13 protein-coding genes and 1 pseudogene are annotated in these 14,313 nt (G+C 39.6%); 11 read left to right on the top strand and 3 right to left on the bottom strand.

All coding sequences use genetic code 11. The features are described 5' to 3' along the window. Positions 1–49 precede the first annotated feature (49 nt). The 7 genes from FTU13_RS02255 to FTU13_RS02225 all read left to right on the top strand — a co-directional run bounded on the left by FTU13_RS02255 (position 50) and on the right by FTU13_RS02225 (position 7,013). Positions 50–1,525, top strand: coding sequence for a sodium:alanine symporter family protein (locus FTU13_RS02255; protein WP_180126246.1), 1,476 nt, complete (start codon positions 50–52; stop codon positions 1,523–1,525). Between the two features lie 242 nt (positions 1,526–1,767). Then, positions 1,768–2,760, top strand: a complete 993-nt coding sequence (locus FTU13_RS02250) for a patatin-like phospholipase family protein (RefSeq protein ID WP_180120554.1) — start codon at positions 1,768–1,770, stop codon at positions 2,758–2,760. Positions 2,761–3,145: 385 nt separating this feature from the next. Next, positions 3,146–3,322 (top strand): hypothetical protein, encoded by a 177-nt coding sequence (locus FTU13_RS02245; RefSeq protein WP_171263721.1) that lies wholly within the window; start codon positions 3,146–3,148, stop codon positions 3,320–3,322. 282 nt (positions 3,323–3,604) lie between these two features. Beyond that, a complete protein-coding gene (locus tag FTU13_RS02240; protein WP_078192241.1) occupies positions 3,605–4,126 on the top strand; it encodes an acyl-CoA thioesterase in 522 nt (173 codons plus the stop codon). Between the two features lie 195 nt (positions 4,127–4,321). After that, complete coding sequence (locus tag FTU13_RS02235; RefSeq protein ID WP_180126248.1) at positions 4,322–4,918, top strand: TetR/AcrR family transcriptional regulator; 597 nt, start codon at positions 4,322–4,324, stop codon at positions 4,916–4,918. Continuing rightward, positions 4,915–6,120: an MFS transporter gene (locus tag FTU13_RS02230; RefSeq protein ID WP_078192239.1), complete on the top strand. Its 1,206-nt coding sequence runs from the start codon at positions 4,915–4,917 to the stop codon at positions 6,118–6,120. Before FTU13_RS02235 ends, FTU13_RS02230 begins: the two co-directional genes overlap by 4 nt. After that, positions 6,120–7,013 (top strand): LysR substrate-binding domain-containing protein, encoded by an 894-nt coding sequence (locus tag FTU13_RS02225; RefSeq protein WP_078192238.1) that lies wholly within the window; start codon positions 6,120–6,122, stop codon positions 7,011–7,013. Before FTU13_RS02230 ends, FTU13_RS02225 begins: the two co-directional genes overlap by 1 nt. 120 nt (positions 7,014–7,133) lie before the next feature. On the opposite strand, the gene FTU13_RS02220 is transcribed toward FTU13_RS02225, so the two are convergent. Then, a complete protein-coding gene (locus FTU13_RS02220; RefSeq protein ID WP_180126250.1) occupies positions 7,134–8,042 on the bottom strand; it encodes a DUF4349 domain-containing protein in 909 nt (302 codons plus the stop codon). Positions 8,043–8,257: 215 nt separating this feature from the next. On the opposite strand from FTU13_RS02220, the pseudogene FTU13_RS02215 reads away from it, so the two are divergent. Next, positions 8,258–8,886: pseudogene (locus tag FTU13_RS02215) on the top strand (glutathione S-transferase family protein). Positions 8,887–8,951: 65 nt separating this feature from the next. Here the strand turns inward: FTU13_RS02215 and FTU13_RS02210 are convergent. Both FTU13_RS02210 and FTU13_RS02205 read right to left on the bottom strand, forming a co-directional pair. Next, complete coding sequence (locus FTU13_RS02210) at positions 8,952–10,556, bottom strand: bifunctional 3-(3-hydroxy-phenyl)propionate/3-hydroxycinnamic acid hydroxylase (RefSeq protein ID WP_180126251.1); 1,605 nt, start codon at positions 10,554–10,556, stop codon at positions 8,952–8,954. Positions 10,557–10,899: 343 nt separating this feature from the next. Beyond that, the gene (locus FTU13_RS02205) at positions 10,900–11,121 is read right to left on the bottom strand and encodes a hypothetical protein (RefSeq protein ID WP_078191424.1); all 222 of its coding nucleotides are present in this window, start codon (positions 11,119–11,121) and stop codon (positions 10,900–10,902) included. A 568-nt stretch (positions 11,122–11,689) separates the two neighbouring features. Between FTU13_RS02205 and FTU13_RS02200 the strand changes: the two genes are divergently transcribed. The 3 genes from FTU13_RS02200 (at position 11,690) to FTU13_RS02190 (ending at position 14,144) form a co-directional block, all read left to right on the top strand. Further along, positions 11,690–12,703: a GTP-binding protein gene (locus FTU13_RS02200; RefSeq protein ID WP_180126253.1), complete on the top strand. Its 1,014-nt coding sequence runs from the start codon at positions 11,690–11,692 to the stop codon at positions 12,701–12,703. 65 nt (positions 12,704–12,768) lie between these two features. Next, complete coding sequence (locus FTU13_RS02195) at positions 12,769–13,299, top strand: YaeQ family protein (RefSeq protein ID WP_180126255.1); 531 nt, start codon at positions 12,769–12,771, stop codon at positions 13,297–13,299. 506 nt (positions 13,300–13,805) lie between these two features. Further along, a complete protein-coding gene (locus tag FTU13_RS02190; protein WP_078191421.1) occupies positions 13,806–14,144 on the top strand; it encodes an FKBP-type peptidyl-prolyl cis-trans isomerase in 339 nt (112 codons plus the stop codon). Positions 14,145–14,313 lie beyond the last annotated feature (169 nt).

Raw genomic sequence — 14,313 nt, 5'->3', positions numbered from 1 at the left:
TCAAAAAAGAGCCTTTTATACTTTTGACCATTTAAAACTAGGGTTGAATATGAATGAACAATTAAACGAAACCCTGATGAGCTGGGTCAAAGTTTTTAATGATCCGCTTTGGGATTTCTTAGTCGTATTTTTAGTGGCGGTTGGTATTTTTTATACCTTAATCACTGGTGCAGTTCAGATTCGTCTATTTTTTCATAGTATTAAAGTGATGAAATCTAGCCGTAAAGAAGGCGATGATGAGCATGGGATTACACCATTCCAAGCCTTTGTGACTGGACTGGCAAGTCGTGTCGGTGTGGGTAATGTCGCAGGTGTTGCAATTGCGATTGCAATTGGTGGGCCGGGTGCAGTGTTCTGGATGTGGTTTACCGCATTTTTAGGCATGAGTTCTGCATTTGTGGAGTCTTCACTTGCACAGCTCTTTAAAGTGCGTGATACGCAAAATCAGCAATTCCGTGGTGGTCCAGCGTATTACATCACGCAAGGCTTGAAGCAAAAGTGGTTGGGTGTAGTATTTGCGATTGCGCTGATTTCAACCTATGGCTTTGTGTTTAATGCAGTACAAGCCAATGCCATTACGGGTGCAACTTCACATGCTTGGGGTTGGGATAAAGCCAATCTAGTATTGAGTTTGGGCAGTTTTAGTTTTGAAATTTCATGGGTAGGGTTATTCCTTGTCTTTATAACAGCGCTGATTATTTTTGGTGGTATTAAGCGTATTGCAAAAGTGGCAGAACGTTTTGTTCCATTTATGGCATTACTTTATTTGGCAGTCGCGCTCTATATCGCTTTTGCTAACTTTGCAATCTTGCCTGATATCTTCCAGTTAATATTCAGCAAAGCATTTGAGTTTGATGCTGCGGCTGGTGGTTTCTTCGGTGCTATGGTTTCTATGGCGATGATGCAAGGCATTAAGCGTGGATTATTCTCAAACGAAGCGGGTATGGGTTCTGCTCCGAATGCTGCGGCAGCATCAGATGTTAAACACCCGGTCAATCAAGGCCTGGTTCAGATGCTCGGTGTCTTTGTCGATACATTTGTGGTGTGTACCTGTACGGCGATCATTATTTTGGCATCTGGCTTGTATGAAAATGCAGGCTTTGAGGGTGTTGCTTTGACGCAAATGGCGCTTGAAAGCCAGATTGGCGCATGGGGAGATGACTTCCTTGCCATAATCTTGTTCTTATTCGCTTATTCTTCAGTAATCGGTAACTATGCTTATGCTGAAGGTAATGTGCAGTTTATCAATAACAATCCTAAGGTCATGTTTATATTCCGCGTAGTCGTCCTCATGATGGTGTACTTTGGCTCAATCATGAGTGTGCCACTGATTTGGAACTTAGCGGATCTCTTCATGGGCGTGATGGCGAGTATTAACCTCTTTGCGATTTTATTGCTGACTCCATTCTTATTGATGCTGATGAAAGACTACACCTCACAGTTAAAACGGGGTGTAAAAGAGCCAGTATTTAAGATGGATGAACATCCAAAATATAAGGATCGCGTTAATTCCGATATTTGGTAAAGTCAAAAATTAACTTTAAAAAGCTCCGTTATCGGGGCTTTTTTTGCTAGACAATGTTTTGGATCTTGATGTGGAAATTCTGCTAGACACTGAAATTTTGACAGCCAATGACTTTCTAGGTTGTATGTCAATATAATGTGCATCGGTCAGAGGCATTAACGAATAATAACAGTGACGTGAATGTGGACTGATTAGACTACTTTTTCTCTTCAAATCTCGAGTTGCATTTGGAATATCTCTCAATGAAAAGCATAACTGTTTTGATGACTGCATTCGCAATCAGCCTTGTAGGTTGTCAAAGTGTGGGCTCAAAAAAGGTCAGCGCTGAAATATCCACACAAATTCGAACTTATACAGCAGCACCTGCTCAAGTGGCGAATAACCGCATTGACTTTAAAAAAGTGAAAAAGCAGGAAAAGCGTCCGATTGTTGCTTTGGTTTTAGGGAGTGGTGGGGCACGTGGTTATGCTCACATAGGCGCCATTCAGATACTTGAACAGCAGGGAATACACCCAGATTTTATTGTTGGAACCAGTGCGGGTAGCATTGTGGGTTCAATCTATGCTTCAGGTAAAAGTGCCAATGAGTTAAGAGATATCGCCTTAAATATGAAAGCCAATGATGTTCGAGAAATACGTTTGGACAAAAAAGGGTTTTTTGACGGTAAAAAAGTTGAAGATTATATTAATGAGCAAGTTGATGACGTGCCTTTAGAGTTGCTAAAAACCCCAATGTATGTGGTGGCAACCGAGTTAAAGGATGGCAAAAAAGTCGTGTTCAATTATGGTAATACGGGGCAGGCTGTTCGTGCTTCGGTGTCAATTCCGAGTATGTTTATTCCAACGATTATTGAAGACAAAGAATATGTTGATGGTGGCTTGGTCAGTCCTGTTCCTGTGGACGTTGCACGCGATTTAGGGGCAGATATTATTATTGCGGTGGATATTTTGGCACGACCGATTCATACCGAAACGTCGAATGTATGGGGCTTGTTTAACCAAAATATCAACATTATGCAAAATCGTTTAGCTCAAGAAGAGCTCAAGCGAGCAGACATTGTGATTCAACCTGATTTACGTGAAAAAGCACATATATTTGATGTAAAAGGTCGTGAAGCGACGATGCTTGCAGGTGAAGAGGCAACTTTAGAAAAACTTGGAGAGATTTCTCGCGTTTATGCTGAACATCAGTATAGTAAGGGACATCATATTCCTTATTTAGCAGCCAAAGACTAGGCTGGTACGATTCGCAAATTAACATGCATCCTGTTCACGTAATAGGGTGCAATTTTTTTCAGCAAAGCATTTTAATTTTTGCTCTCAGCTTTTCCCATGCTTAATAGTATCTAGTAATCATTAATATATTGGATGCTGATTGGTTTTAGGTCTTAATCAAAAGATTTGTCAAATATAAAAATCGTAATACTAAGAAAATATACAGTTAATTGTTTGAAAATAATTAAGAAATTTATATTAATTTGTTTTACGTAGCTTTTAAGAGTATATATCTATATTAGCGTTTTTATTCATGTGCTTACGTTTACCAATACTGTTGAAGTGTTTAGAATATCATCAGGTTATTAATACTTAAAACCAATAAATTTTTTAAAGGTGGCTGTAGATGAAAACGCTTGATGTAGGACAAAAAGTAAAGCTTGCGATGATGGAAGATAACGTATTTATTGTCACTCATGTACATGTAGATAATTCTTACACGCTAGAAAGTACCAATGATGGTGGACAAAAAACCAGCTATGACAACGTATCTTTCGAGATGTTAAAAGTCTTAGAAGATTAAGTTTAATGCCGTGCTATGTTGAATCGATGAACAACGCGTTTTAATGTATATGTTTTAAATATAAAACACAGCATAGCTTGGATTAAAAAAAACTGATAGATAGCGCGATAAATACTTGTTTATCGGGTGTATATCGTTATCGATATATATTTTACTGAATGATGGTATGATCACTATAAATAATAATGATGGTTTTTTTGCCGATTTGAACATTTAATTTTGATTAAAATCTATATAATAATCACATTAATCATTGTTATATCACGAGTCTAGAGAAACAAGATGTCCCCATTAGATCAAATTGCGAATGCACTAGACGACCAGTCAGAATTATCGATGTCAGTTTTAATGACTCCTGACATGGCGAATTTTTCGGGTAATGTGCATGGTGGAACGATTCTAAAATTGTTAGACCAAGTCGCGTATGCTTGTGCAAGTCGCTATTCTGGTAGCTACGTGGTGACACTATCAGTCGATAAAGTAAATTTTAAAGAACCAATTCACGTGGGTGAGTTAGTGACTTTCCTTGCAAGTGTGAACCATGTTGGTCGTACTTCAATGGAAATTGGTATTCGTGTTGAAGCGCAGAACATTCAAAAACGTACAGTACGTCATACCAATAGTTGCTATTTCACAATGGTCGCTGTTGATGATCAAGGTAAGCCGAAACAAATTCCAGCATTGAATCTAGATAATGACTGGAAACGTTGTCGTTTCGAAGCTGCGGAACAACGTAAAGTGGCACGTTTACAGGAAAATCATCATCCTTCTTGCAGTATTTATAAAAAGTCGACACAAAGCTAATCACTTTGGTGGCTGAATATTTGAAAAGATCGCTTAGGCGATCTTTTTTTATTCTGAAATTCTTTTGGATAGTGCAATAGGGATTTGAATTCCGAGTGTGCGACTAAAGTTTATCCTTCAAAGCTCAGTTAAAGATAGTCATTCAGTCCAATACTGTTTAATATAAAACGATACGTAGCGTTTCGTTTTTAAATTATGAGTGAAACTGAAAAAACTTCTCGGCGTAAGCAATGTATCTTACAAGCGGTCACAGATGCTTTAGCGGAAAGTGATTATCGAAGCATGACCATTGAAGATATTGCGGCTCGTGCAGGCGTGGGAAAATCGACGATTTACCGTTGGTGGAAGCATAAGTCCGATCTGGTTTTCGATGCTTTTAAAGCGCACACCGCGTCGGTGTTTGAACTCGATTTATCACAAAGTTTAGAGTTCAATCTAAATCAACAATTGCTCAAACTATCAAGGGCTTTAAATCAGCACGTGGGTCGAGCATTGCTCGTGGTTTTGGCGGAGCATCGTGAAGCAGCGGGTGAGTTTTTTAAACAGTATTTGTTACCTCGACGAGAAGCGACACGTGAGCTGATCCAATTGGCCATTCAACGAGGCGAAATTCGCGCGGATTATCCTTTCGAACTCATGTTGGACATGTTGTACGGCCCGATTCATTATCAGATCATTTTCTTTAATACCCAGCCAGATGAAGACTATATCAAGCGACTGGTGCAGTTGGCGCTAAACCCGATTTTTACGCAGTCCCAAGCCACGCGTAGCAGCGAGACAATTACCTCATGACTACTCAACATCAGGCATCGCTATGGAACAAGTCTTTCGTTTTTTGTCTGTGTAATAACTTGTTTTTATTTAGCTATTACTTTGCGCTGCTGACAATATTGCCCATTTATATTATGAAAGAATTGGGTGGTTCGATTCAGCAAGCGGGTATGGCTTTAACGCTGTTTTTGGTGTCATCCATTGCGATTCGTCCCTTTTCCGGCATGATCATTGAGCGTTTTGGTAAAGCCAATTCTGTACGTATTTCAGGCTTTATCTTTGTCGTTTTTGCGCTGAGTTATTTGTGGATTGACAGCATGTGGTCGTTGTTGGTCATTCGTTTTTTACATGGTTTTTGGTTCAGTATATTAACCACGGTCAATGTTCCCATCGTAAATGATTACATCCCAGATCATCGAAAGGGCGAAGGCATGGGTTACTTTGTCATGTCGACCAACTTAGGCGTGGTGATCGGGCCATTTTTAGCGCTGAGTATGATTCAATTCAGCAGTTTTAGTACCTTATTTGCAGTATTAGCCTTATTGGTTGCAGTGGGCTATATTTTTACGTGGTTAGTTCAAATACAAGAACACGTACAGCATAAATCAAGTGATCAAGCGAGCCAATCCGCAGCCATCCAATGGCGTGATGTGATAGAAACACGGGTACTTGCCATCAGTTTTGTGGCATTGCTGACCGCATTTGCATATTCGAGTGTGATGAGTTTTATCACCGCTTATGCAGAGTTGAAGCATTTACTCGCTTATACCAGTATCTTTTTTATTGTCTTTGCTGTGTCGATGTTGCTCGTCCGTCCTTGGGTTGGCAAAGTCTATGATCGTAAAGGCCCGAGTGCAGTCATATATCCATCCTTTATTTGCTTTGCCATTGGTTTGGTGGTTGTGAGTTTTCTCACGAATCAATGGGTGCTTTGGATATCGGCAGTTTTTATGGGCATCGGCTACGGTTCAGTGTTCCCATGCCTGCAAACGGTCGCGATTCAAACGGTAGAAAAAGCCCGAATGGGACATGCGATATCCACCTTTTTTGCCTTGTTTGATATTGGCCTTGCTGTCGGTTCGGTCATTATGGGTGTGCTGATTGCATACTTTGGATTTCAGGCAACCTATTTATTTTGTGCGGTGATGGTGCTGTTCACTACGTGGATGTATCGTCTATTCGTGGCAAACCAATTCAAACGCAGTGCTTTAGGAGCTGAATAATGGAATTACGACATCTACGATATTTTGTTGCGGTTGCCGAAGAGCTAAATTTTACCAAGGCTGCGCAGCGAATGTGTACTGTGCAACCTTCTTTAAGTCAGCAAATTAAAGACCTAGAACAGGAAGTTGGGGTGCAATTATTGATGCGAACCAACCGAAAAGTTGAACTGACTGCAGAAGGTCAGGCCTTTTTAAAAGAAGCGCGTTTGAGTTTAGAGCATGCTGAAAAAGCCATGATAGATGCGCGTCAAATCGCGAAGCTCAGTAAAGAACAACTGAATATCGGCTTTGTTCCTGTGGCTGAAATGAAGGTCTTTCCTTATATCATGCCAAATATTCGTGCTCAGTTTCCTGAGTTAAAAATCCATTTTCATAGCTTAATGGATGTCGATCAGATCAGTGCAGTGCGTAAAGGGGAGATTGATATTGCCTTTACCCGTTATGTCGAAGAGAGCCCTGATATAGAATCTGTTCAGATTTTTACTGAGCCTTTGGCGCTGATTGTACCGAAAAATTCGCCTGTTGCAGAACAGCGGCATATCAGCATTAAAAACATGAATAATCAGGATTTTATTATTAGTGATGAACATTCATCACCTGAGCTATACCGAATTATTCAAGATTTCTTTAAGCAAAATAAACTGAATGTGAACTTGGTACAGCATTCGACCAATATTTTGTTAAATGTCAATTTGGTCGGTATGGGTGTCGGTTGGAGTTTGGTACCTTCTTATGTGATTCCATTGCTCGGTGATAAAATATTGGTTAAAAGTACCGTTGAACCTTTGCCGACCATTGGTTTGTATGCGAGCTATCGAAAAGATCGTAAAAATGATGCGATCGAGTTGATTTTAAAAGTATTAAAAGAGCAGTTCTATATGGGCTTTTTCTAAGCCTTTAAATATTGCCCTAAGATTTAAATGAAAAAATCCCGAATTAAGCGCTTCGGGATTTTTTTAGTTATCATATTTTTAATCAAAGACTCAATGATATGTTGCCTTTATCGCTCTGATTTATTTAAACCATTTTTGTAAATAGGGTTTCATCACGCGGTAGGCAATCAAACCGATAAAAATAATCAGATAGAGTGGCCAAATCGTAATAAGAATAACCAACAGGCTCAACACAAATTGCCAACCTTGTTGAATACCGTACCACGCTCTTTGCCAGAAACTATCGCCATTTAACTGCGCAACAGCATCAAGGTTAATATCGATATGTTCACGGACAGTGGCAGGTTGAGTAAAGCCAATCACAATCGTGCTATAGCGGACACGATCTTGAACTTCTAAGCGAGTCAGGCGTGAGATTTCATTGACTTGCGCTGCTGCTACATGGTCTGGCACGACCGTTGTTTGCGACATTTTTTCTTCGAGTAGTTTTAGCTCATAGCGTTTTGCCGAATATTGCTGACGGTTCAAAAAATGCATAAGGGGCAAAAGTTGATTGACGAAATGTGCAGCTTTTTCACTTGGCACACGAATGATCATTTCCACGTTCGGATTTACTTTTTCAAAGATTTTAATTTTGCCGTCAGTAATCGGGTAGGATTGACTCTCTTGCACCATAAAGTCGATATTTTTCTGTTCAATAAAGCCGCCTAAACTTAGCGTTAGTTTTTCAATTTCTAAGGCCGTTTTAACGACATCTTTCGACTCAAAACTGACATTGGCTTCTCGTACCATTTTACGTGAGGCTTCAGCTGGGTTGACCTGTTCATTTAAAATAGTTTCAGGTTTTTGTGTTGTTGCAGGCGTGGTAGACGGCTCATTGGAAGTGCTTTCCGCTGCTTGATCTTGCTGTGTACTGACTTGAGCAGGTTGTGCATCTGCGCTGGCTTCAGTTGCCATTTCTTCGGTTTTCTTGGAACAGCCTGAAATTAAAATCACCGTAAACATGGCAATTAAATATTTATTTTTCATCGATGTAGAGCTCAATTGTTTGATTATCAGAAAGTCAGAGTAAATACTTTTTGCTTTAAATATTAATTCAAATTTAGCGTAATTATTAGTTGGGCGTATTGTATCGAAAAGTGTTTAAAGCAGGGATGAACGCAACATAATTCTACATAAAGCTGCGTATAGTAATAGATAGAACAATAAGGATGAAAATAAGGATATCTACAATGAACCCAACAATGAAACTCTACAGCAATCCACGCTCACGCAGTAATACCATTCTGCCTTTATTGAAAGAATTAAATATCTATTGAAAGAATTAAATATCGAGTTAGAAGTTGAGATTATTGAAGTGCCATATGAAGAGATGTATCAAGCGGCATATCTCAAGATAAATCCCATGGGCAAAGTTCCCTGCTTGGTCGATGGCACTGTCGTGATTAGTGAGACCGCTGCCATCTTTAGTTATTTAGCCGATAAATTTAGTGAAAAAGGTTTAGCTCCCGCCTTGGATGATCCAAAACGGGGTGAATATTTGAAATGGATGTTTTTCTGTCATGGTCCGCTGACTGAATACATGGACATGAAAAATGTCGGCATTAGCACTGAGTTGATGGATGAGAAACGTGGCAGTTTGAGTTTTGGTAATGAAAAAATACTTTTAGATTTTATTAAAACAGGGCTTGCGCAGGCCCAGCCATATCTGTTGGGGGATAAAATTAGCGCAGCAGATTTATATTTGGTTTATTGGATGGTGTATGCCATTTCATTCAAAATATTGCCATATTTAGAGGAATTTAAACCTTTTATTCAGCAGATTCAGCAACGTGAATCGGTAAAAGATGTGCATTGGTTTCAGTCGGTTTAAACCGATTTGTCGTCAAAAAAAACCACGCGATGTGCGTGGTTTTTTTAATTGGGTACTAAACCCAATTAAGCATGCAATTTTGCAAACAATTGTTGGCTCACGCTGTCTAAAGTTTGTGGAATTGCAATCGCTGCAACAAAACGGTCTGGTCGAAGAATCGTAATAGATTCAGTGGTTTTACCAAACCAACCACGAATATCAGTACCAATATCACCAATCGTAATCACATTGTCGTACTTGGTGCGATTTTCATTGCTAAGCTGAACAGCAGGCAATACTTGGATAAATTTAACGCCCAATTTTTGCCATTTTTTCATGGTTGCATCTGACAGACCCCATTTCGGATCGACGCCCCAAGCAATGATTGCAAAGTCGTTACCGATGACTTCATCAAGTAGGACTTTTTCACCAGATTCAAGTTGAACATGTGGTTGAATGAACATTTTACCCACAGGTGAATCTTTAACACCGTTATTGATCAATGCACCGTCGTTGTACTTCGGCATTGGCTTGAAGCGCATTTCCAATAGATATTGTTTGATCGGTTTGATGTAATTGAGCGCATAGGCAATACCATCACGCACGAAACCTTGCCATTTTTTAGGTGGCGCAAGGACATGACCCGCCATTACAGAAAGATCAATCATCGCTTTGGCATGATCTTTACGTTCAACTTGGTATGTATCTAAAAGCGCAGGGCCAGCTTTGCCTTGTACAACCATTGCAACTTTCCACGCAAGGTTGAATGCATCACGCATACCACTGTTATACCCTTGACCTTGCCATACTGGCATGATGTGCGCAGCATCACCTGCAAGTAAAATACGGTCTACACGGAATTTATCTGCAATACGGGCATTGTGGGTATAAACGCGCTGACGAATCACTTCAATACCATCGGTCGTTGGAAGTACTTTCGACAATAGTTTGGCAATGTTTTCAGGTTTGCTTAATTCTTCTTGAGTTTCACCAGGCATCACCATAAATTCGAAACGACGAATACCGTGTGGAAGAGCAGCAGATACATAAGGACGCACAGGGTCACAGCATAGGTAAATGTGTGGCGTTGCAAGTGGGTCATTATTGATGTCGATCACGATCCATTGGTTCGGTGCAGTTTTACCATCGAAGCCGATGTTGAGGGTACGACGTACTACTGAGTTACCACCATCACAAGCAATCAAATATTGCGCTTGAATTTTTTCAGCTTCACCGTTTTTATTTTGAATATTTAGCGTTACACCATTGGCATCTTGGCTAAAATCAGACAATTGACGAGAGAATAAAACATTTGTGGTTTCGTACTGTTTTAAACCTTGTAGTAGTACATTATCGACTTGCGGTTGAATAAAGGCATTACGACGTGAGAAACCAAATTCACGAGTGAGCGGTTGAATGTCTGCGAAACAACGACCTTTAGGGGTTAAGAAACGCATCGCGTGGTTCGGTGTTGTATGCGGTAACACTTGATCCACTAAACCTAATGATTGGATGGTACGTAATGATTCATCATCAATACCAATCGCACGTGGGTAGTCAATCAGGCTGTCCAGTTGTTCAATCACAGTGACATTGACGCCTTGCTTACTTAAGTAGTTTGCAATGGTTAAGCCGACAGGACCTGCGCCCAGAATGGCAACTTCCGTTGTGTAATTTGCTTTATTGCTCATGCGTAAACATCCAATCACTTCACATATGCCACTATTAAGTTCTAAACAGAGACTTTCAACAAGCTAGGCATAAGTCGAAACGATGAATCGAATTGTCGTGTTTTTTGCAGGGTTTTATTTTAAGTGGATGATATATATTTATTTATATGAAAATCATCAATCATTTTGAATGATTTATCGATCATTAAAATCTATCAATCAGTGGCTTTGAGCATAAAAAAGCCGAACCATTTTTCAATGATCCGGCGACTTTTATTCATTTAGCACAACATTTTATTAGTGAGGGATAAATGTTGAGCAGCAGACTAAATGAATTTAGCGTGTGGAGTACGCTATTCGTCTATTACTGAGCAGGTTGGGCTGGTGCAGAACCTTCAGCATTTGCTTCTGAAGCAGGTTGAGCAGCAGTACCTTCAGCAGCAGTTGTTTCAGTCGCTGGCTGTTCTTGAGTGCTAACCACTACTTTTTCTTGTTCAGGCGCTTCTTGTTTATCTTTGCTCGCAGCAAAACTTGTTGCAGCTGCAGCAGCTAGAGTAGAAGCAAGTAAAATTTGAGTTAATTTCATTTTGAGCATCCTTATATATTTTAGTAAGTCCTGAAAAGATCATCACGTCCATCAGGAGAGAACTCATGCTAAATCGAGAAAACCGAGTGATCAATGCGAGCAACAAAGTGAAACAGACTGGTTAACTGGATGAATACATAACCGTCCATCCTGTGTTTCAAATGTAAAAAAATATCGGAATCTTCATTTAACTTTGCAAGAAAAAATGACCAAATCGGCTTCATGATTCATTCATTGTTTACATGATGATTACATCGATGTCGTAAATAAGCAGAATCCAGAAATTTCACTAAAATCCAAATGTAAGGATTCTTTTCGAGATAACCATTTTTTAAAATATAAGAGTTAACTTTGCCAATAAAGTGTGACCAGATATGTCATGCATTCATGCAAATGGAATAAACAGGCTCTTAATAGCCAGATGATTATACAATTCGTTGGAATACGAGACTGATCTATGCTTTAGGAAAATGAAGACAGAGATATGAAGACTAGGCTTGCAGCATTTTTTTGAAATCATTATGGTAAAGGCCATCAATCATTGGCTATTTATTTGAGTGACTCACTTTTGAAATTAGTTTCTACCCACGGTGCGATTCCTGTTCATATTATTTCTGGCTTTTTAGGTGCGGGTAAAACCACAGTTTTACAGCAGTTATTGAAGCAAAAGCCAGCGGGCGAAACTTGGGCCGTACTGATGAACGAGTTTGGACAAATCGGGGTCGATCAACAGATGTTGCCGCAAGATCAGGGCTTTGCGGTGAAGGAATTATTGGGTGGTTGTCTATGTTGTAGTAGCCAACTGCCGATGCAAATTGCGTTGTCACGGTTATTGTCAGAGGTGAAACCTGACCGACTGTTTATTGAACCGACAGGTTTGGGACATCCTGGGCAACTTTTGGAGCAATTGACCGAGCCACATTGGCATTCGCATTTAGCCATGCGGGCATTGGTAACCGTGGTTGATGGCTCACGCTTACATGATCAAGAGTGGACTTCGCAAAATCTGTATGCCGATCAACTCAAAGTGGCACAAATCGTGGTGGTGTCGCATGTCGATTGTATGAGTGAGGCCGATCAAGTTGGTTTGGAACGACTCAAACAAGCGTATTTACCGTATCAGCAGCAATGGATCAATGTCGTCAAAGGTGATTTAAAACTAACAAATATTGATCTTGCCTATGTGGGAAGTCCTCGTAAAATTCAGCCTTTATTGGCGATACAAAAGCAAACGTTGGTCGATGTGCCCACAGAAATTAAACAGTTGCCTTATCATTATGTTGAATCCGCTCAGGGCTATAGTGTCGCAGGTTGGAAACTCCCAAAACGATGGACCTTCGACTTTTTTGAGCTGTTAGATTTACTCTGTGAGCAGCAAGATTGGCTACGGATCAAAGGTATTTTTCAGACAGACCAAGGGTGGAAAACCTTTAACTTTAATCCCGATCAGTTTAATTATCAGTCGAGCGAGGAAAGTATCGATAATCGTGTCGAAATTATTTACCAAACTGAACGTGAATGGCTCGAATTTGAAGATCGCTTAATGCAGTGTCGTATCGATGCCGATAAAGCTGAGAAATAAGTAAATCAACGCAGCAAAAGCTTGCTAAATCTTATATGCTAGGCGCCAAATTTGAGGACTTTACCATGGCGCTAAAAGCTACAATTTATAAAGCAGATTTGAACATTGCCAATATGGATGTACACCAATATGGTGATTATCAATTGACGATGGCTTTGCATCCTTCTGAAACGATTGAACGTTTGATGGTGCGTGTCTTGGCATATGCACGCTATGCAGATGATGCATTAGAATTTACCAAAGATCTTTTCGAAACAGACGAACCAGCGCTGTGGGAAAAAGATTTAACAGGTCAATTGGTGAAATGGATTGAAGTCGGTTGCCCTGACGAAGACAAAGTCAAAAAAGCCAGTGCTCGTTGCCCACAAGTCGCTGTGATTACTTATGGCTCATCAGTAGACGAATGGTATAAACGCAACAGCAAACTGAAAACATTGAAGAATGTTGAAATTTGGCAATTATCGGAAGCGAGTACAGCTGCCATTCAAGAGTTATGCGAACGAACCATGTCTTTACAATTAAACGTAATGGATGGCGAATGGACTTTGATTGGTGATAAAGCTCAAGCGGTGATTGAATGGACACAATTGCAATAAGCGCATGATTTGATTTAACTCATGATGATGGATGCGAGTTTAGGCTTGCATCCTTGTCGCTATAACTATTTTTTCAGCTAATACGATTCTGTTAATTTAAAAGTTGATTTGAAACTCAGTCAATCTAAAACCATCATAAAAATTTAATTCGGGAAAATTTCTAGCCCTCAATTTATGTAACGCCAATGGAAGAATCCTCTTTATTAGCTATGTAAATAGCGTTGTTTATAGCGCTTAAACTTCTTCATTCAATGAACGTTCAAACTTTTAGAGCGCTTTAAATTTTTTATTCGTTTCTTCCCATTGCATCTTAGTGATAACGGAATACTCCTAAATGTTTCAAGACATGTGAGCTTTACTAGTAAATGTTTATTTGCATACTGATCTAAATTATTGTGTTCTCAACTTTGAGTCGGTAAGTTCTAACGCATTCAAGGGCATCATGTTCAGACTGATTCTGTTTATAATGGTGCTTTATTTAGATTGCGGCATTTGAGGTTGAGAGCATGAGCACGGAATTAGAAATTATTGACTTAGTGGTAGGTGAAGGTAAAGAAGCGGTTAAAGGCGCTTTGATTACAACACACTATACAGGCTGGTTAGAAGACGGTACTAAATTTGATTCATCACTGGATCGTGGTAATTATTTTGAAACAGTGATTGGTACAGGCCGTGTAATTAAAGGATGGGATCAGGGCATCATGGGGATGAAAGTCGGTGGTAAACGTAAGTTAATTGTGCCATCACATTTGGCTTATGGTGAACGTAAAATGGGTAATGTAATTCCTGCCAATTCAAATCTTATTTTTGAGATTGAATTGTATGATGTAAAAACTCGCGATTAATACAGCGACTGTTTTAGATCAGTGACATGGAAGTTATTGATCAATTTGATAAAATAGTAGTTGTTATTTTTGTCTTTTACCGTAGATTAGAATAATTGCTCGAGTATAAACGCAGGAATCAAAGTCGTTGTCTTTACAGTTGCCTTGCACCAGATTGTTCTGGGTTCTT

The sequence above is a fragment of the Acinetobacter sp. YH12064 genome, assembly GCF_013419735.1.
In the GTDB taxonomy this organism is placed as follows: Bacteria; Pseudomonadota; Gammaproteobacteria; order Pseudomonadales; family Moraxellaceae; genus Acinetobacter; species Acinetobacter amyesii.
The sequence above is the reverse complement of the archived record's forward strand: the minus strand, read 5'-3'. Positions and strand labels throughout refer to the sequence as shown.